This window comes from Burkholderia sp. APQ4-4ca (assembly GCF_057837105.1).
Genome location: NZ_JBYQCG010000243.1, coordinates 171,334 through 187,739, shown reverse-complemented (window position 1 = coordinate 187,739; position 16,406 = coordinate 171,334). Strand labels below are relative to the sequence as shown.

Below are 16,406 nucleotides of genomic sequence, written 5' to 3'. Positions count from 1 at the left end.
CATCGCCCTCACCCGTTCGGCCCGACGATTCGCCCCTCGGAAACACGGAACACCATGATGAAAATTCAGAATCTGATCGACGGCAGGCATTGCGACGCAGCGGCCGGCCGTACCTTCGAAAAGCTGGCGCCTGCGACCGGCGACTACGTCGCCGCCGTGCCCGCATCGACCGCCGAAGACGTCGATCGCGCGGTGCGTGCCGCGCACACCGCGCTGCACGGCGACGCGTGGGCACGCGCGGGCGGCCCGGCCCGGGCCCGCTGGCTGCTTCGGCTGGCCGACCTGGTCGAGCGCGACCGTGACGCGCTGGCGGAATGCCTGGCCGTCGAACAAGGGCGCCCGCTTGCCGAGATGCGGATGATGGACCTCCCGATGTGCATCGACACGCTGCGCTATTTCGCCGGCTGGGCCGACAAGCTCGAGGGCCGCACGATTCCGACCGACGGCTTCATGGGCCGCCCGACGCTCAGCTACACGCGGCGTGCACCGGTGGGCGTCGCCGGTCAGATCATCCCGTGGAACGCGCCGTTGATGATCGCGGTGTGGAAGCTCGCGCCGGCGCTCGCGGCCGGCTGCCCGGTGGTCGTCAAGCCGTCGGAGGACGCGCCGCTGGCCGTCGCCCGGCTCGGCGAACTCGTGTGCGAAGCCGGCCTTCCCGCCGGGGTGGTCAACATCGTCCACGGCGTGGGCGCGGAAGTCGGCGCCGCGCTGGTCGCGCACCCGCTCGTCAACAAGATCAGCTTCACCGGCAGCACCGAAGTCGGGCGCGCGATCGCGGGCGTGGCGGCGAAGACCTTCAAGCGCGTCACGCTCGAACTCGGCGGCAAGGCCGCGCAAATCGTGTTCGCGGATGCCGATCTCGACCGTGCGATTCCGTCGCTGATGGCCGGCATGTTCGCGAACCAGGGGCAGACGTGCGCGGCCGGCTCGCGCGTGCTCGCGCACCGCTCGATCGCGCAGGCACTCGAAGAACGGCTTGCCGACGCGGCCCGCGCGATGCGCGTCGGTCCGCCCTCGGAGCCGGGCGTGCAGATGGGCGCACTGATCAACCCGCGCCACCTCGCGCGCGTCCGGGCGCTCGTCGACGGCGCGCTCGCCGAAGGCGCGGTGATGCTCGCAGGCGACGAACAGGTGCCGCCGCGCGGCTGCTTCATGCGCCCGACGATTCTGGGCGGCGTCCATCCGGGCATGCGGATCGCCCGCGACGAGGTGTTCGGCCCGGTCGGCATGGTGATGCCGTTCGAGACCGAGGACGACGCCGTTCGCATCGCCAACGACACGCCGTTCGGCTTGTCCGCGTCGGTGTGGACGCAGGACGTCGGCACCGCGCACCGCGTCGCCGAGCGGCTCGACGTCGGCGCGGTCGCGATCAATGCGTGGAGCCCGATCGACGCGCGCCTGCCGTGGGGCGGCACCAAGCAAAGCGGGATCGGGCGCGACCTGTCGAAGGCCGCGCTCGATTCGTACCTCGAGGAAAAGATCGTCACCGCAGCCCTGTGATCCGGCGGCGCACACCGCGCCGCCCCCTGTTCAAGCACTTCGTAAGAGAGACGAGAGACACCATGGACTATCAAAAGCGTCAAAAACGATTCTGGCACCCGATGAGCTCGGCGGCCGCCGGGCATACGACGCCCACCGTGATCATCGAGCGCGGCGACGGCAACTACGTGTACGACGTCGACGGCCACCGCATGCTCGACGGCGTCGGCGGACTCTGGAACGTCAACGTCGGTCACAACCGCCCGGAAGTGAAAAGCGCGATCGCGCGGCAGATGGACGAGCTGTCGTACTACCAGACCTTCGACGGCGTCGCCCATCCGCGCGTCTACGATCTGGCCGACCGCCTGTGCGCGATGTTCGCGCAGGAAGACATGCAGCGGGTGATGTTCGGCAGCGGCGGCTCCGACGCGATCGAGACCGCGCTCAAGATGGCGCGCCAGTACTGGGTCGCCGCGGGCGAGCCGTCGCGCACGAAATTCCTGTCGCTGCGCAACGGCTATCACGGCGTGCACATGGGCGGCACGTCGATCGGCGGCAACGGCGTCTACCATTACAATCATGGCCCGCTGCTGCCCGGCTGCGTGCTGCTCGACACGCCGTGGCTCTATCGCAATCCGTGGAATTGCGAAGATCCGCACCAGCTCGTCGAGCACTGCATCCGGCAGCTCGAGGAAACGATCGCGTTCCACGGCCCGCAGACCATTGCCGCGTTCGTCGCCGAGCCGGTGCAGGGCGCGGGCGGCCTGATCGTCCCGCCGGCCGATTACTGGGCGCGCGTGCGGGCCGTGTGCGACCGCAACGGCATCCTGCTGATCGCCGACGAGGTGGTCACCGGCTTCGGCCGCACCGGCAGCCTGCTCGGCAGCCGCGGCTGGGGCGTCGCCGCCGACATCCTGTGCGTCGCCAAGGGCATTTCCGCCGGCTACGTGCCGCTCGGCGCGACGCTGTACAACGGGCGGATCGCCGACGCGATCGAACACGGCGCGGGCTTCTCGCACGTGGTCATGCACGGCTATACGTACAGCGGGCATCCGCTCGCGTGCGCCGCGTCGCTCGCGGTGCTCGACATCGTCGAGGCCGAGGATCTGCCGGGCAATGCGGCACGGGTCGGGCAGCGCCTGCTCGAGCAATTGCTGCCGCTGAAGGCCGACTTCGAAACCGTCGGCGACGTCCGCGGCAAGGGGCTGATGCTGGCGCTCGATCTGGTGACCGACAAGGCCAGCCGCACGCCGCTCGATCCGGGCAAGGGGTTCGCCGCCCGCGTGGCCGATGCCGCGCGCCGGCGCGGCGTGCTGGTGCGCGCGATCGCGAACAAGCTGGTGATGTCGCCGCCGCTGACGCTGCAGCAAGGCGAAGCCGACTTCATGGCCGTGACGCTGCGCGAGGCATTGCAGGAGTGCTGCGCGGATTCGCGCGCGATCGCCTGACCTCGCGAAACAGCCTGGCGCACGGGCCTTTCGTCGAAGGTCCGTGCGTATCGCCATCCGGCCTCGGTTCGACGAAGATCGCCGCGGGACGTCGAAGTCGACGATCGGCATCCCGCCCGTCGCAGTGTCGTTTCAAAGGAAGACAAGTCAAATGGACAACCAGGCCATTGCATTCCCCGCGGAGAAATACCCGCTCGCGCTTCGGCTGCTGCACTGGGTCAGGGCGATCCTGATCGGCGCGCAACTGTGGACCGGCTGGACGATGGTCCGGCTCGACGACAACCTGCCGGCCAAGTTCGACTGGTACTACCCGACGCACAAGGAGTTCGGCGTACTCACGCTGCTGGTGGTCGTCACGCAACTGGCGATTCGCTCGATGAAGCCGTTGCCGCCGCTGCCTTCCACGCTGCCGACGCTCGACCGCAAGCTCGCCAAGATCGGCCACTACCTGCTGTATGCGCTCGCGATCATCGTGCCGCTGATGGGCTATTCGATGTCCAGCACGTATACGCAGAGCGACGGCGTGCCGTTCTTCTTTTTCCGCGTACCCGAGCTGCTGCCGAAGAACGACCATTGGTTCGAGGCGTTTCAGTGGTTGCACAAGACGCTCGCCTATACGTTGCTCGCGCTCATCGTGCTGCATGTCCTTGGCGCGCTGAAACACCGGTTCTTCGACCGCAACCCGGAAAACGACGTGCTGCGGCGGATGCTGTAGCGCCGACGCCACGCGGAACCGCGAGCCCTGCGCGGTTCGTCATTCGGTCCGCTCAGTCGCGCGGACCTCTTTTCTTCAAATTTTATATTTCGTTTTACTAACAAGAAGCGGACCCACTGCATGCGTCCGGTGCTGGCGTATGCCGTCTGAAATCGCACCACGCCGCGTGGGCCGCCACACCTGGAGATCGACGATGAAGAAGATGATGGCGGCCATATCGGCCGCGAGCGCGATGGGATGCGGCCTGACGGCCCACGCGCAAAGCACCGTGACGCTGTACGGCCTGATCGACGAAGGCGTCAATTTCACGAGCAACGCGGGCGGCAGCAAGGCTTACCAGATGGTCAGCGGCGATACCGTCGGCAGCAACTGGGGGCTGAAAGGCACCGAGGATCTCGGCGGCGGGCTGAGAGCACTGTTCCAGCTCGAGAACGGCTTCAACGCGAGCAACGGTGCGCTCGGCGTGACGTCGCGGATGTTCGGCAGGCAGGCCTACGTCGGCCTCGATTCCGACCGGTTCGGCACGCTCACGTTCGGCCGCCAGTACGATCCCACGCTCGACATGTGGAGCCCGTTCACGGCCACCGGCAACTGGCTCGGCGATTTCGGCGCGCACCCGTACGACAACGACAACGCCGATTGGGACTACCGCATCCAGAACAGCGTCAAGTACGTGTCGCCTTCCTACGCCGGCTTCAAGGGCGAAGTGCTCTACGGGCTCGCGAACCAGGCGGGCGGCTTCGCGCGGAACCGCGTCTATAGCGCCGCCGTGCAGTACCAGGCGGGCGCGTTCTCCGCCGCCGTCGCGTACCTGAAGGCCAACAATGGCGGCGCGACCGCGGGCGGGGCATTGTCGAGCGACGACACCGTCTTCAGCGGCCGCTCGCAGCAGAACATCGATGCGGGTGCCTCGTACAAGTTCAGCGACAAGCTGACGCTGTCCGCCGCGTATTCGCACGTCGACGTGACCGACCCCGAATCGAATCTCTACTTCGCGAACCAGCCGGCCGCAGGCTCGCAGAACGCGTGGAAATTCGACAACTTCGAGGTCAACGGCCAGTATTTCTTCCGGCCGGACGTCTGGCTCGGCGCCGCCTATACCTACACGCATGCACACGTCGCGACGGCGGCGGGCGATGCGTCGCCGAACTGGCACCAGGTGTCGATGATGCTCGACTACGATCTCAGCAAGCGAACCTCGACGTACATCCAGGGTGCGTACCAGCACGCGACCGGCCATACCGGCACCGACTTCGACTACGCGCACGTGCTCGGCACCGCTGGACAATCGTCGGGCCGCAACCAGTTGGCGCTGCGCGTCGGGATGATGCATCGCTTCTGAACCGAGTGGGAAAGCACGGGCTCTCGCGCGACGGACGCGGCAGCCCGTGTTTCTCGCGCGTCGTCAGAACTGATGCCGCAAGCCGAGCCGAACCGCGGTCTGCGTCGAGCCGGACGCCGCCCCGCCGAGCGCCGCCTCGACCTGCGCGCCATACGCACTGTCGTGCCCGCGTGCGAATACCGCGTAAAGGCCGGTGCGTTTCGACAGCGAATAGTCGGCGCTCAACGTGACCTGGTTGGCCGAGCCGACGTCGCCGCCGCGCTGCTGGTACTGGAAGCCGCCGCCCAGCTGCAACGACGACGTGACGGCATAGGTCAGCCCGGCGTCATAGGTGGTGGCCCGCAGCGGCGCGGCCGCGCTGATCCGCACGTCCGACACCATGCCGAAGACGCGAAACGGCCCGACGTTGTAGCCGGCACCGCCCGAGAAATTGCGCAGATTGCCGCCGGCAGTTACGTCATGCTGGCCGAAATAAGCCAGCGCGGCGCTGAACGCGCCTTGCGTGTAGGACAGCATCGCGCTTTGCACGCTGCTGCGCGCGACCGTGCCGGGCACGTTGCCGAAGCCCCACAGGCCGCCGAACGCCACACCGCCGAACGACGGGCTCACGTACTTCACCGCATTGTTCACCTGAACGCCCCACACGCGGTTGTCGAGCGCGCCGCCCGCCGACGCGTTCGCCGGCAAGCCCCACGCGAGCAAACCGGCCGGCGTGTTCGCGCCGATCGCGAACGCCGGCAGCAGATCGCCGACGAAATCGAACTGGCGCCCGAGCGTCACGGTCCCCCAGTCGCCGCCGAGCCCGACGTACGCTTGCGAACCGAACGCGGCGCCCGGCACGGTCAGCGCGCCGTCGGAGGTCTGAAACTGGCTTTCGAGCCGAAAGACCGCATAGTTCGCGCTGCCAAGATCCTCCCTGCCCGTCAGGCCCCACACGTCGTTGCGCGACACGCCGGCCTGCAACGCGAGCTGACGCCCGCCACGCGGCGCGGACGCCACGTCGCTCGTATAGGTCACGCCCGTGTCCAGCGAACCGTAGAGCGTCACGCTCGATTGCGCGAATGTCGGTGCAACGGCACCGCAGCCGCACCATGCCACCATCCTGAGCCACCCCTTCATCTGCTTCTCCTCATCGAATTTTCCCGGCCGATGCGCGCGTGAACCGACCGGCGCGCCAGCAACATCGATCCAGTGCGATTTCCTCGTTAAAAGTAGGAATCCCTATCAATCGGCGTCGAAACGAACGACCTGGCCACGGCCGGCATGCTGACCGCATATGCATCGATGCGGTTGCGGTTCCCGTTGCCGCCCGCACGACTTAAGTTAGACTACGGCCTGTCGCCCGCGGCACTGCATGCCGTGCCGCAGCGCGGCAACCCCGAAACCGCCTTCGTCGTTTACATTCCATAGCCGCAAGCCGTCTGAGCCCGGATTACGTCATGTCGAGCCTCACCAAAATGCTGTCCATCCTCGACGTCTTTTCTTCGTCCGCGACGTCGATGACCGCCGAGGAAATCGCTGAACACATGGGCTTTTCGCGCACCACGTGCTATCGCTACGTGAAGGAACTGGCATCGGTCGGCCTGCTCGTCGGCACCAACGGCCGCTATACGCTGGGCCCGCGCATCATTCATCTCGACTACAACATGCGGCAGTCGGACCCGACGCTCACCGCGGCGAAGCCCGTGATCCAGAAGCTGGTTCACGTCACCGGCGGCGATGCGCTCGTATCGACACTGTTCGACGAGCAGATCATCAACGTGATGCACGAAACCGGCGCCGAGAATCTGCAACTGGGCTTCGGCCGCGGCCGCATCATGCCGTTGTTCCAGGGTGCTTCGTCGAAGGTGATCGTCGCCGCGATGTCGCGCGCGCGGCTGAAGCGCCTGCACGAACGGCACAACGCCGAGCTGGGCGAGTTCGCGGCCGACTGGACGCAGTTCTGGCGCGCCTGCCAGCAGATCGTCGAGGCCGGATACTGGATCTCGCGCGGCGAGCTCGACGCCGGGTTCGTCGGCATCGCCGCGCCGATTCGCACCGCCAGCAGCGGCGAGGTCAACAGCAGCCTGTCGCTGGTCTTTCGCGCCGAACACTTCGCGCTGTTCGACGAACACGTGCTCGGCAAGCTCCTGATCGACGCCACCGCCGAGATCGGCGACGCGACCTGAGCATGCGCGCGGCATCGCGCACGATGCCGTGCCCGGTCGCCCACGTGCGCACGGTCAGTTCATCTGCGTGATGAACTTGGTGACCAGGTAACCGTCGAACGTCTCCGTGCCGCCCTCGCTGCCGAAACCGCTGTCCTTCACGCCGCCGAACGGGATCTCCGCCGGCCCCATCCCGAAGTGATTGATGTTGACCATGCCGGCCTCGAGCGCCCGGCCGATCCGGTGCGCATCGCGCGCCGACGTCGTGAACGCGTACGATGCAAGGCCGAACGGCAAGCGGTTCGCTTCATCGAGCGCATCGTCGAGCGCGTCGAACGGCACGATCCCGACGATCGGACCGAACGGCTCCTCGTTCATCAGCCGCGTGTCGCGCGCCGGGCCCAGCACGACCGTCGGCGCGAAGTAGTGCCCTGGCCCCGCCCCCGGCAAGCGCGTCCCGCCCGCGGCAATCTCCGCCCCTTTCGCCTTCGCGTCGGCGACGAACGCGTCGATCTCGGATACGCGTCGTGCGTGCGCAAGCGGCCCCATCGTGGTCCCCTCTTCCAGCCCGTAGCCGACGCGAATCTTGTCGACCGCCTCGAGATACGCGCCGACGAACCGGTCGAACACCGGGCGCTGCACGAAGAAGCGCGTCGGCGACACGCAAACCTGTCCGGCATTGCGAAACTTGTACGCGGCCAGCATCGCCGCCGCACGTTCGATTTCCGCGTCCGCGCAGACCAGCACGGGCGCATGCCCGCCCAGCTCCATGGTCATGCGCTTCATGTGCGACGCGGCGAGCGCCGCCAGTTGCTTGCCGACCGGCACCGAACCCGTGAACGAGATCTTGCGCACGAGCGGCGACTCGATCAGTTGCCTGGACACGTCGGCCGGCACGCCCCAGACGATGTTCAGGCAACCCGCGGGCAGGCCCGCATCGTGAAAGATGCGCGCGAGCGCGACGATCGCGCTCGGCGATTCCTCCGGCCCTTTCAGCACCAGCGTGCAGCCCGACGCAAGTGCGGCCGCGATCTTGTGCATCGCCTGGCTGAACGGAAAATTCCACGGCGAGAACGCCGCGCACACGCCGATCGGCTCGCGCAACACCATCTGCGCGACCTCCGGCGAGCGCGACGGCACGACACGGCCGTACGTGCGACGCCCCTCCTCCGCATGCCATTCGAGCTGCTCGGCGGACGACACGACCTCGGCGATCGCCTCGCGAAGCGGCTTGCCCTGATCCATCGTGATGTGGCGGCCGATCGCCGGCGCACGCTCGCGCACCAGCGCAGCCGCGCGGCGCAGGATATCCGAGCGCGCGAGCGGCGACTCGCGGCGCCACGTCGCGAACGCACGATGCGCGGCGCGCACCGCGGCGTCGATATCGTCCGGCGTCGCATGCGGCAAGTCGCCGAGCACGCTGCCGGTTCCCGGATCGAGAACGGGCTGCGTGCGCCGGCCGTCGGCCTGAAGGAACCGGCCGTCGATATACAGATGGAGCGACGCGTAATCGCGTTGCGCATCAGGCGTCATGCGGGAAGTCAGCGGCGTAAACGGGATCAAGACGAATACCTCGGTAGAGATTGCACGATGGGCCGGCACGGCGAACGCGTCACGCGGCCGGCGGCGGTGCACGCAGCAGGCCGCCGATTTCCTGTCGGAGGATCTGGTTTTCCTGCCGGACGAGCAGATGCCGGACCTTGCCGCGAAACGTCCTGAACTCGGGATCGGCCATCAGCACGGCACGACGTCGCGCCCGATCGTCCAGCGAATCGAACGCCCACAGATAGACGAGCTGGTTCAACGGTCCGATTTCCGTCGCGAAACAGCCGACCATCGTGCCGAGCGCGTGCTCTTGCGCAGCGCGGCCGCACTCCGCATAGAGCCGCAGGTACTCGGCGACGCCGCCCGGCACCAGCGTATAGGTGCGTTGCTCAACCAACATCCGCGGTCTCCCGTTGTCGCGGTGCGAACGCCTGGAACGCCGCGGTCACGCCTGCGATGCCGGCGGCGTCCGTCTGCGCCGCCACGTAGCGATCGGGGCGCACGACCACGAGCGGGCCGCGATGCCGGTCGAACCATGCCGCCAGCGCGTTGTCGACATCCTCGACGCACACGCTGTCGTGGGCGCTCGTCACGCGCCGTGCGCGACCCGTCCCGCTACGCGAGCGATTGACCTGAACGAAGGTCCCGCCCAGCGCCGTCCAGTACGCGCGATCGTCGTCGCTCAGGCACGCCTGCGGATCGCATTGCCAGCCGACGATCGAAAACCATGGGCCGAGCACGTCGTCGAGCTTGCGCCGCACGCCGTCGGCCGTTTCGACGTCGGGCTGCGCGATCATCCTGCCCGCCGCGTCGCCCGGCGCGCCCGGCAGCACGACGCCGCGCGTATAGCTCGGCATCGGCTTGAAGCGCATCTGCAGCACGTAGTCCTTCAGGCCCGGCGCATACCGCGCGAGCCCGAGGAACCGGTCGCGCAGAAACGCGACGACCCGGTTGGTCGGCATCAGCATCGCGCCGAACGTGTCCGCGAGATCGATCATCGCCTTCGCGTGGTCGCGTCGCTCCGATTCGTAGGTCGGGATCACGCCGGGATCCAGCGTGCCGTTCACGACGCCCGCCAGTTTCCACGCGAGATTGCCGACGTCGCGCAAGCCCGCGTTCAGGCCCTGGCCGATCCACGGCGGGCTCAGGTGGGCGGCGTCGCCGACGAGCGCCACGCGGCCCGCCACGAAGCGCTCGGCCACGCGAGAATGGTGCGTATAGGTCCGTGCGCGCACGATCTCGATACGATCGACGTCGTCGACGTACGGCGCGATCAGCGCGCGGATCGATTCGGGCCGGGCGATCGCCTCCGCGTCCTCGTGCGGGAATACGAGAAACTCCCAGCGCCGGAAATTGAACGGCAGATAGATGCACACGTTCGGGCGGCGCGGGTCGCAGTTCAGCGCCGTGCACGGCTGCTCGAGCCCGGCGTTCTTCACGTCGACCACGACCCATTTGATCGGGTGCGTCGTGCCGGCCAGCTTGATGCCGAGCCAGTCGCGCATCGGGCTGCGCCCGCCGTCGGCCGCCACCACGTAGTCGGCGTCGAGCGCATACTGCCGGCCGTCGGCATCGCGCACCTGCAACGTGACGCATCGGTCGTCCTGTTCGACACCGACCACTTCCTCGCCAGTCCGCAACGATACGTGCGGATAGCGCGCCAGCCCGGCGCGCAGCGTGTGTTCGGCCAGTTGCTGCATGAAGATGTTGCGCCGCCACCAGCCGAATTCGCGCATCGACGGGCGGATGTCGGCAAAGCATTCGCCGTTCGCCTTGAACATGCGCAACGGCACGTTCTGGATGATGTCGCGGCTCAATTCGTCGGCGAGCCCCGCGGTCTGGAACATCCGCAATGCTTCGTCGTCGATGCCGACCGCGCGCGGAAAATCGACGACGTCCGCCGCCTTCTCGATGATCACCGTCGCGACGCCATAAAGGCCGAGCAGATTCGCCATCGCGACGCCGTTCGGGCCCGCGCCGACGATCGCGACCGACGTCCGGTTCCGGTTGTTCGCTTTCATTCGCCCGCGCCTCCGCTGCGCCATGCAGGATCGTCGAGACGATCGAGCCACGATCGCAATGCGTGATTGAACGCATCGGGTTGATCGTCGTGCACGTAATGCGTCGCGCCGGGAATGTCGATCCGCTCGATTTCCGCATTGGCGGCCGCCATCTCGGCCGCCACGTCGGCGGACAGGAAATCCGAGTCGCCGCCGCGCAACAGCAACGTGGGTACGTGCAGGTTGAGGATTAGCGGCCACAGATGGACGAGCTGCTCCGGCGTCGCGGCCAGCCGTGCGGCCGCAATCCCTTGCGCGTCGTGTCGCCAGACGATCCGGCCGTGCTCGCCTTTTTTCAGCGAGTGCGCGATGCGCGAATCGAGCGCGGATTCCGCGATGTTCGGCCGCTGGCGTCGCCAGAACGCGCGTGCGTCGTCCCACGACGAGAACGCGTCCGGCGTTTCCCGCAGCTCGCGCTTGATGCGCTCGGAACCCGCCGAGCCGGCCGACGCGCCGGGGCCCATGTCCTCGATCACGAGGCCCGCGAGCCGTTCGGCATGCCGTTCCGGCTGCGCCGCCGCGTAGACGAACGCATTGGCGCCGCCCATCGAGTGCCCGACCAGCACGAATCGTCGCAGGCTGAGTGCACGCACCAGTGCGTCGAGATCGCGCACGTAGGCCGCCGCGTAGTAATTGCGTTGCGGATCCCAATCGCTCAGCCCGCGTCCGCGCTGATCGAGCGCGACGACCCGGTAGCGGTCGACCAGCGCAGCGGCGACGGGCGCCCAGGTATACGCGTAACTGCGCAAGCCGTGCAGCATCACCACGGTCGGCGCATCGTCGCGCCCCCAGCTCACGTAGTGCAGCCGCAATCCCTCGTTGTCGATCCATCCCTCGTTGACGGACGCCGTGTTCATCATGTGCTCCCCGGCCGGCATGCGCTCAGACCAGACCGTCGCGACCGACGATCTCGCTCGCCTTCAGGCCGCCGAGCCGTGCATGCAGCCGCCCGCGCGTCGCGAACGCGAAGATCACCAGCACTTCGTCGTCGTTCGGTGCATCGGGAAACAGGCACGTCACCGTGTCGTAGTGGGAGCGCACGTAGAGCGCATCCTTGTGCGCGAGCGGCACGTCGATCACCGTATTGATCGGGCCGCGCTTGCCGCTCGACGGCACCCATGATTTGCCGCCGCCCAGCGCCGCGCGGATCGGCTCCGCGAAGATCGACGTGAGAAACGCGTTGCCGTGTTCGTATTCGCCGGCCGAACCGACCAGGCACGCCTTGCCGTAGCTCTCGATCGCACGGCCGTCGGCGAGCGACGCGATGCGTCGCGCAAACTCCTTGCCGAGCGCGGGTGACGGACGCACGAGATCGTCGAGGTTTTCGCTGAATCGCCCCGCGTACGGGTTGTGAACGGCCGCGGCGATCACGATCTTGCGCAACGGCTCGCCGTCCGCGAGCTGCCCGGTTTCGTTCGCGAGCGAATCCTCGATCTGCGTGTACCACTTGCGGATGTGAAAGCCTTCGAAATTGGCGGTCTTGCTCATTTGCATTCCTGTATAAAACGTCGATGATGCGGAGGGAAAGGCGGCGACTCAGTCGCTCAGTCGAACAGCGGTTCGAGCTGGACGGGATCGCTCGGCGCGTTGTATCGATGCAGCACGCGCTTGCCTTCTTCGTCGTCCGTGACCATTTCGCAGAAGAATTCGAGCCGGTTGCCGTCGGGGTCCGTGAAATACACGCCGATCCCGACCTTGTGATCGGTGATCTTGACGATCGGCACGTCGCGGCGAATCAGCATCCCGTACAGGCGGCGCAATTCGGTCAGCCCGCCGGCGATTTCGAGGCCGTAATGCTGCAGGCCGATCGTGCCGAGTTCCGCATCGGACGCCGCGCGAATCAGCGCGATGTCGTGGTGCTTCTGGCCGAACGACATGAACACCCACTGCTCGTCGCGCGCGGTTTCCGTCATGCCGAGCACGTCGGCGTACCAGAGGCTGGAGCGAACGGGGTCGCGCACGAACAGCGACAGGTGGGTGCGCTGCACGCGCGGCGTCGGCAGCGGCAGGCCGCTCGCGTTCGCACGCTCGGCGTGTTGCCGAATATCGGACGGTGTCATCGTTTGCTCCGCTCAGTGGGTCGACTGCGCGTGGGCGGCCAGCGGCGCCTCGAACGGGGTCCATGCCACCGCCGTGATCTCGCTGAAATCGCGCCATTCCTTGGTCCAGTTCCGGCCGCCGTCGCGCGAGCGGAACAGGTGCCCGTACTTGGTGCCCGCATACACGAGCGCCGGTTGGGCCGCATGCACGCCGAACGCCCAAAACGTGGAGTTCGGCGGCGTGTGCAGATCCGTCTCGTGCCACGCATGGCCGCGATCGGTCGAGCGGTAGATGCGGCTGCGGCTGCCCGGCGTGCCGTCGCCGATCGCCATCAGCAGGTCGCCTTCCGGCGCCGGCAGTTGCACGACGGTGCGCGTGTAGTACAGCCCGTCGAAGCGGTCGCGCGACAGCTTGCCGTCCCACGTCAGGCCGTCGTCCTCGCTCACGTACACCGCGTTGACCGTCAGCAGCACCGTGGTCTTCGGCCGGCCTTGCGCGGCGGACAGGATCGCAATCGCATGAATGTCGCTATTGCGGATCGCGGTGCCGGGGCCGTCCACGCGCGTCCAGCTCGCACCGGCATCGCGGCTGCGCCACGCGCCGCCCTCCTCCACGCCGTACCAGACGTTGCGGCTGTCGTCCGGATCCACGCAGATCGTCAGCAGCCGCGGACGATTGACGCCCGAGCAAAACTCCGGAAACTCGGGCGCCGTTCTCGCCCAGGTCACGCCCGCGTCGCTCGACTTGTAAAGCGCTGCGCGCGACGGCGCGCCGGTGCCCGCATAGAGCACCGCCGGGTTCGCCGGATCGATCGCGATCGACCAGACCGTCTGCCCGTTCAGCAGGTTGTCGGGCCGGAACCAGTGCGCGCCGCCATCGTCGCTGATGCACAGCCCCGAATCGGCGCCGGCATAGACGCGCGACGGCGTCGCGGGGCACACCGCGAGCGCGCGCACGATGCCGTCGAACTCGATCGGTTCGGCGAGCCCGAGGCGATGCCAGGTCTTGCCGTCGTCGTTCGAGCGCAGGATGCCTTGCCCGGCGGTGGCGACCAGTACGGTTGCGGTCATGAAGTGCTCCTTGTGTCAGAGAAAAATGCCGCGCGTGAGCCCGCCGTCGCAGCCGATCGACTCGCCGGTGATCGAGCCGGACTTCGGCGACGCGAGAAACGCGACGATCCATCCCATCTCTTCCGGCTGCAGCACGCGGCGGATCGGCGTGACCTTCACGTAGTTGGCCTCGACTTCCGCGGCGGTGAGCCCCTGCTTCTGCGCTTCCTTCTCGTAGAGCTCGTGGATGTGCGGCGTCTCGACGACGCCCGGATGAATCGTGTTGACCGTGATGCCGAACGGGCCGAGCTGGTCGGACAGCGTCTTGGTCAGGTGCACGATCGCCACGTTGCGCATGCCGGACAGCTGCTTGCTGCCGCGCCCAGTCAGGCCGCCGATGTTGACGATCCGGCCGAAGCCGTTGGCCCGCATGTACGGTGCGGCCGCCTTCGCGCAGCGCAGATAGCCGACCACCTTGATGTCGATGTCCTGCAGCAACCCCTGCGGATCGGCGTGCTCCAGCTCCGCGCGCACGAGCCCGCCCGGATGCGCGGCGCCGTTCAGCAGGATGTCGAGCCGGCCGAAGCGCTCGACGCTCGCGGCCATCGCCGCGTCGATCGACGCCATGTCGGTCGTGTCCACCGTGACGGGCAGGATCGCGCCGGCCGCGTCGCCGAACGGCGCGAGCGCCGCGCGAATTTCGGCGGCCGCTGTTTCCAGGTGTTCCAGGCGACGCGCGGCGATCGCGACGTTGACGCCTTCGCGCGCCAGTTCGAGCGCGACCGCCTTGCCGATGCCCATGCTGCCGCCGGTGATGAATGCGGCTTTTCCGTGCAGTTGCAGATCCATGTCGATGAAAGGTGAGAGTCGAGATTGAAGAAAGGAGCCGGTTGCGCAATCAGGACAACTGCATTTCGATGAGCGTCGGCCCGTCGGTGTGCGCGAGCGCGTCGTCGAGCGCTTGCACCAGCGCATGCGCATCGCTCACGCGTTGGGCCGGCACGCCGTAGCCGCGCGACAGCGCGAGCCAGTCGATCGGCGGATCGTCCAGTTGCGTCAGGCGGCTCGCGTGCGGCGTGTCGGCCGGCAAGCCGCTGCGCGCGAGTTCGGTCTGCAGGATCCCGTAGCGCCGGTTCGATGCGATCAGCATCACGATCGGCAAACGCTCGCGCGCCATCGTCCACAGCGACTGGATCGTGTACTGCGCACTGCCGTCGGACTGCAGCGCGAACACGCGGCGGTCCGGGCACGCGACGGCGGCGCCGAGCGCCACCGGCAGGCCCTGGCCGATCGCGCCGCCCGTGTTCGTCCAAATGGTGTGACGCCGCGCACGCGCCGATGCAGTCACGAACGGATAGCCGCACGTGCCGCCCTCGATCGACACGATCGCATCGTCGGGCAACGCATTCGCGAGCACGCGGCCGACGGCCTGCGGCGTGAGCGGGCCGTCCTCCACGCGCCAGCGCTCGACATGCACACCGTCGTCGTTCGTCGACGCACCGATGCGATCGGCCAGCGCCTCCAGCGCGTCGTCCGCCGCGTCGCCCGGTGTTGCCAGCGTCACGATGTCCTCGGGCCGCGCGAGTTCGCCCGGAATACCTTCGTAGCCGAAGTAGGTGACGGGCGCGAGCGCGCCGGCCAGCACCACGCGCCGGCCGGCCAGCGCCGCGAGCGCCGGCTCGGGGAAATAAGGCAGGCGGTCGATGTCCGGCAGGCCGCCGCCGCGCTCCGCCCGCGCAGGAAAAGTCTCGCTGAAGCAGGTCGCGCCGGTGGCCGCCGCGATGCGCGCCGCCGCGCGCTGCCCGCGCGCCGACAGCGCGCGGGCGCCCATCAGCAGGACGGCGCGATGGCCGCTGAGCAGCAGATCGGCCACCTGTTCGACCCGAGCGGCATCGAACGACACCGCGGCCGGGCGCACGACGGCGGGCCACGCCGCGCCGCGCACGCCGGCCGACTGGAGATCGACGGGCAGCACGAGGGTCGCGACGCCGCGCCGCGCGCCCATCGCGGCCGAAATCGCGTCGGCCGTATCCGTCGCGAGATCGGTGTCGCGCGCCACGCTGCGATACCACACCGACACCGGACGGGCGAGCGATTCGATGTCCGACGTGAGCGGCGCGTCGTACTTCAGATGCTCGCGCGTGTGATCGCCGACGATGTTCAGGATCGGCGTGCGGGCGCGGCGCGCATTGTGCAGGTTCGCAATGCCGTTCGCATGGCCGGGCCCGAGGTGCAGCAGCGTCATCGCGGGCTTGCCGGTCATGCGGCCATAGCCGTCGGCCGCGCCCGTGCACACGCCCTCGAACAATCCGAGGATCGACCGTACGCCGGCCACGGTGTCGAGCGCACCGACGAACGGCATTTCGGTCGTGCCGGGATTGGCGAAACAGACGTCGACGCCGGCGTCTCGCGCGGTGGTGAGCACGACGCTCGCCCCGCTTCTTGCTGCGGTATCGCTGTCCAACTGTGGGATGTTCATGCGGCTGCTCGACGGGTTTGGCTGAAGTGTTTTTACTTTAATCCCGAATTACGGGATTTGTCAAACAACCCATTTCACTTTTTAGAGCCACGAAGGGGCACG

General features: G+C 67.7%; 15 protein-coding genes. 5 read left to right on the top strand and 10 right to left on the bottom strand.

The annotated features are described in order from the left end of the window. Positions 1–54 precede the first annotated feature (54 nt). The 4 genes from AC3IFE_RS33345 to AC3IFE_RS33330 all read left to right on the top strand — a co-directional run bounded on the left by AC3IFE_RS33345 (position 55) and on the right by AC3IFE_RS33330 (position 4,984). Positions 55–1,500, top strand: coding sequence for an aldehyde dehydrogenase family protein (locus tag AC3IFE_RS33345; RefSeq protein ID WP_301736987.1), 1,446 nt, complete (start codon positions 55–57; stop codon positions 1,498–1,500). A 62-nt stretch (positions 1,501–1,562) separates the two neighbouring features. After that, entirely contained in the window at positions 1,563–2,927 is a 1,365-nt protein-coding gene (locus tag AC3IFE_RS33340) for an aspartate aminotransferase family protein (protein ID WP_489194608.1), read from the top strand. 151 nt (positions 2,928–3,078) lie between these two features. Continuing rightward, positions 3,079–3,642, top strand: a complete 564-nt coding sequence (locus tag AC3IFE_RS33335) for a cytochrome b (RefSeq protein WP_226120798.1) — start codon at positions 3,079–3,081, stop codon at positions 3,640–3,642. Between the two features lie 193 nt (positions 3,643–3,835). After that, entirely contained in the window at positions 3,836–4,984 is a 1,149-nt protein-coding gene (locus AC3IFE_RS33330) for a porin (RefSeq protein WP_489194605.1), read from the top strand. A gap of 63 nt (positions 4,985–5,047) precedes the next feature. Here the strand turns inward: AC3IFE_RS33330 and AC3IFE_RS33325 are convergent, their stop codons facing one another. Next, positions 5,048–6,103 carry a porin gene (locus tag AC3IFE_RS33325; protein WP_489194603.1) on the bottom strand — a complete coding sequence of 352 codons (1,056 nt, stop codon included), beginning with the start codon at positions 6,101–6,103 and terminating at the stop codon, positions 5,048–5,050. A 320-nt stretch (positions 6,104–6,423) separates the two neighbouring features. On the opposite strand from AC3IFE_RS33325, the gene AC3IFE_RS33320 reads away from it, so the two are divergent. Then, positions 6,424–7,152: an IclR family transcriptional regulator gene (locus AC3IFE_RS33320; protein WP_089471363.1), complete on the top strand. Its 729-nt coding sequence runs from the start codon at positions 6,424–6,426 to the stop codon at positions 7,150–7,152. Between the two features lie 54 nt (positions 7,153–7,206). Here AC3IFE_RS33320 and AC3IFE_RS33315 read toward each other — a convergent pair whose 3' ends face one another. The 9 genes from AC3IFE_RS33315 to AC3IFE_RS33275 form a co-directional block, all read right to left on the bottom strand. Continuing rightward, complete coding sequence (locus tag AC3IFE_RS33315) at positions 7,207–8,664, bottom strand: NAD-dependent succinate-semialdehyde dehydrogenase (RefSeq protein WP_489194601.1); 1,458 nt, start codon at positions 8,662–8,664, stop codon at positions 7,207–7,209. A gap of 79 nt (positions 8,665–8,743) precedes the next feature. Next, positions 8,744–9,076 (bottom strand): NIPSNAP family protein, encoded by a 333-nt coding sequence (locus AC3IFE_RS33310; RefSeq protein WP_089471365.1) that lies wholly within the window; start codon positions 9,074–9,076, stop codon positions 8,744–8,746. Next, the gene (locus AC3IFE_RS33305; protein ID WP_089471366.1) at positions 9,066–10,697 is read right to left on the bottom strand and encodes a bifunctional 3-(3-hydroxy-phenyl)propionate/3-hydroxycinnamic acid hydroxylase; all 1,632 of its coding nucleotides are present in this window, start codon (positions 10,695–10,697) and stop codon (positions 9,066–9,068) included. Before AC3IFE_RS33305 ends, AC3IFE_RS33310 begins: the two co-directional genes overlap by 11 nt. Continuing rightward, positions 10,694–11,593, bottom strand: coding sequence for an alpha/beta fold hydrolase (locus tag AC3IFE_RS33300; RefSeq protein ID WP_489194598.1), 900 nt, complete (start codon positions 11,591–11,593; stop codon positions 10,694–10,696). Before AC3IFE_RS33300 ends, AC3IFE_RS33305 begins: the two co-directional genes overlap by 4 nt. 25 nt (positions 11,594–11,618) lie before the next feature. Next, the gene (locus tag AC3IFE_RS33295; protein WP_039356026.1) at positions 11,619–12,224 is read right to left on the bottom strand and encodes an amino acid synthesis family protein; all 606 of its coding nucleotides are present in this window, start codon (positions 12,222–12,224) and stop codon (positions 11,619–11,621) included. A gap of 56 nt (positions 12,225–12,280) precedes the next feature. Beyond that, the gene (locus tag AC3IFE_RS33290) at positions 12,281–12,796 is read right to left on the bottom strand and encodes a VOC family protein (RefSeq protein WP_089471368.1); all 516 of its coding nucleotides are present in this window, start codon (positions 12,794–12,796) and stop codon (positions 12,281–12,283) included. Between the two features lie 12 nt (positions 12,797–12,808). Beyond that, positions 12,809–13,846, bottom strand: coding sequence for a WD40/YVTN/BNR-like repeat-containing protein (locus AC3IFE_RS33285; RefSeq protein ID WP_089471369.1), 1,038 nt, complete (start codon positions 13,844–13,846; stop codon positions 12,809–12,811). Positions 13,847–13,861: 15 nt separating this feature from the next. Continuing rightward, positions 13,862–14,674 carry an SDR family NAD(P)-dependent oxidoreductase gene (locus AC3IFE_RS33280; RefSeq protein ID WP_089471370.1) on the bottom strand — a complete coding sequence of 271 codons (813 nt, stop codon included), beginning with the start codon at positions 14,672–14,674 and terminating at the stop codon, positions 13,862–13,864. A gap of 49 nt (positions 14,675–14,723) precedes the next feature. Then, entirely contained in the window at positions 14,724–16,304 is a 1,581-nt protein-coding gene (locus AC3IFE_RS33275) for an acetolactate synthase large subunit (protein ID WP_489194595.1), read from the bottom strand. Positions 16,305–16,406: the final 102 nt, after the last annotated feature.

Excerpts from the sequence above, each read along its gene's own strand:
- AC3IFE_RS33345 (WP_301736987.1), top strand. The coding sequence starts at position 55 with ATGATGAAAATTCAGAATCTGATCGACGGCAGGCATTGCGACGCAGCG.
- AC3IFE_RS33340 (WP_489194608.1), top strand. The coding sequence starts at position 1,563 with ATGGACTATCAAAAGCGTCAAAAACGATTCTGGCACCCGATGAGCTCG.
- AC3IFE_RS33335 (WP_226120798.1), top strand. The coding sequence starts at position 3,079 with ATGGACAACCAGGCCATTGCATTCCCCGCGGAGAAATACCCGCTCGCG.
- AC3IFE_RS33330 (WP_489194605.1), top strand. The coding sequence starts at position 3,836 with ATGAAGAAGATGATGGCGGCCATATCGGCCGCGAGCGCGATGGGATGC.
- AC3IFE_RS33325 (WP_489194603.1), bottom strand. The coding sequence starts at position 6,103 with ATGAAGGGGTGGCTCAGGATGGTGGCATGGTGCGGCTGCGGTGCCGTT.
- AC3IFE_RS33320 (WP_089471363.1), top strand. The coding sequence starts at position 6,424 with ATGTCGAGCCTCACCAAAATGCTGTCCATCCTCGACGTCTTTTCTTCG.
- AC3IFE_RS33315 (WP_489194601.1), bottom strand. The coding sequence starts at position 8,664 with ATGACGCCTGATGCGCAACGCGATTACGCGTCGCTCCATCTGTATATC.
- AC3IFE_RS33310 (WP_089471365.1), bottom strand. The coding sequence starts at position 9,076 with ATGTTGGTTGAGCAACGCACCTATACGCTGGTGCCGGGCGGCGTCGCC.
- AC3IFE_RS33305 (WP_089471366.1), bottom strand. The coding sequence starts at position 10,697 with ATGAAAGCGAACAACCGGAACCGGACGTCGGTCGCGATCGTCGGCGCG.
- AC3IFE_RS33300 (WP_489194598.1), bottom strand. The coding sequence starts at position 11,593 with ATGAACACGGCGTCCGTCAACGAGGGATGGATCGACAACGAGGGATTG.
- AC3IFE_RS33295 (WP_039356026.1), bottom strand. The coding sequence starts at position 12,224 with ATGAGCAAGACCGCCAATTTCGAAGGCTTTCACATCCGCAAGTGGTAC.
- AC3IFE_RS33290 (WP_089471368.1), bottom strand. The coding sequence starts at position 12,796 with ATGACACCGTCCGATATTCGGCAACACGCCGAGCGTGCGAACGCGAGC.
- AC3IFE_RS33285 (WP_089471369.1), bottom strand. The coding sequence starts at position 13,846 with ATGACCGCAACCGTACTGGTCGCCACCGCCGGGCAAGGCATCCTGCGC.
- AC3IFE_RS33280 (WP_089471370.1), bottom strand. The coding sequence starts at position 14,674 with ATGGATCTGCAACTGCACGGAAAAGCCGCATTCATCACCGGCGGCAGC.
- AC3IFE_RS33275 (WP_489194595.1), bottom strand. The coding sequence starts at position 16,304 with ATGAACATCCCACAGTTGGACAGCGATACCGCAGCAAGAAGCGGGGCG.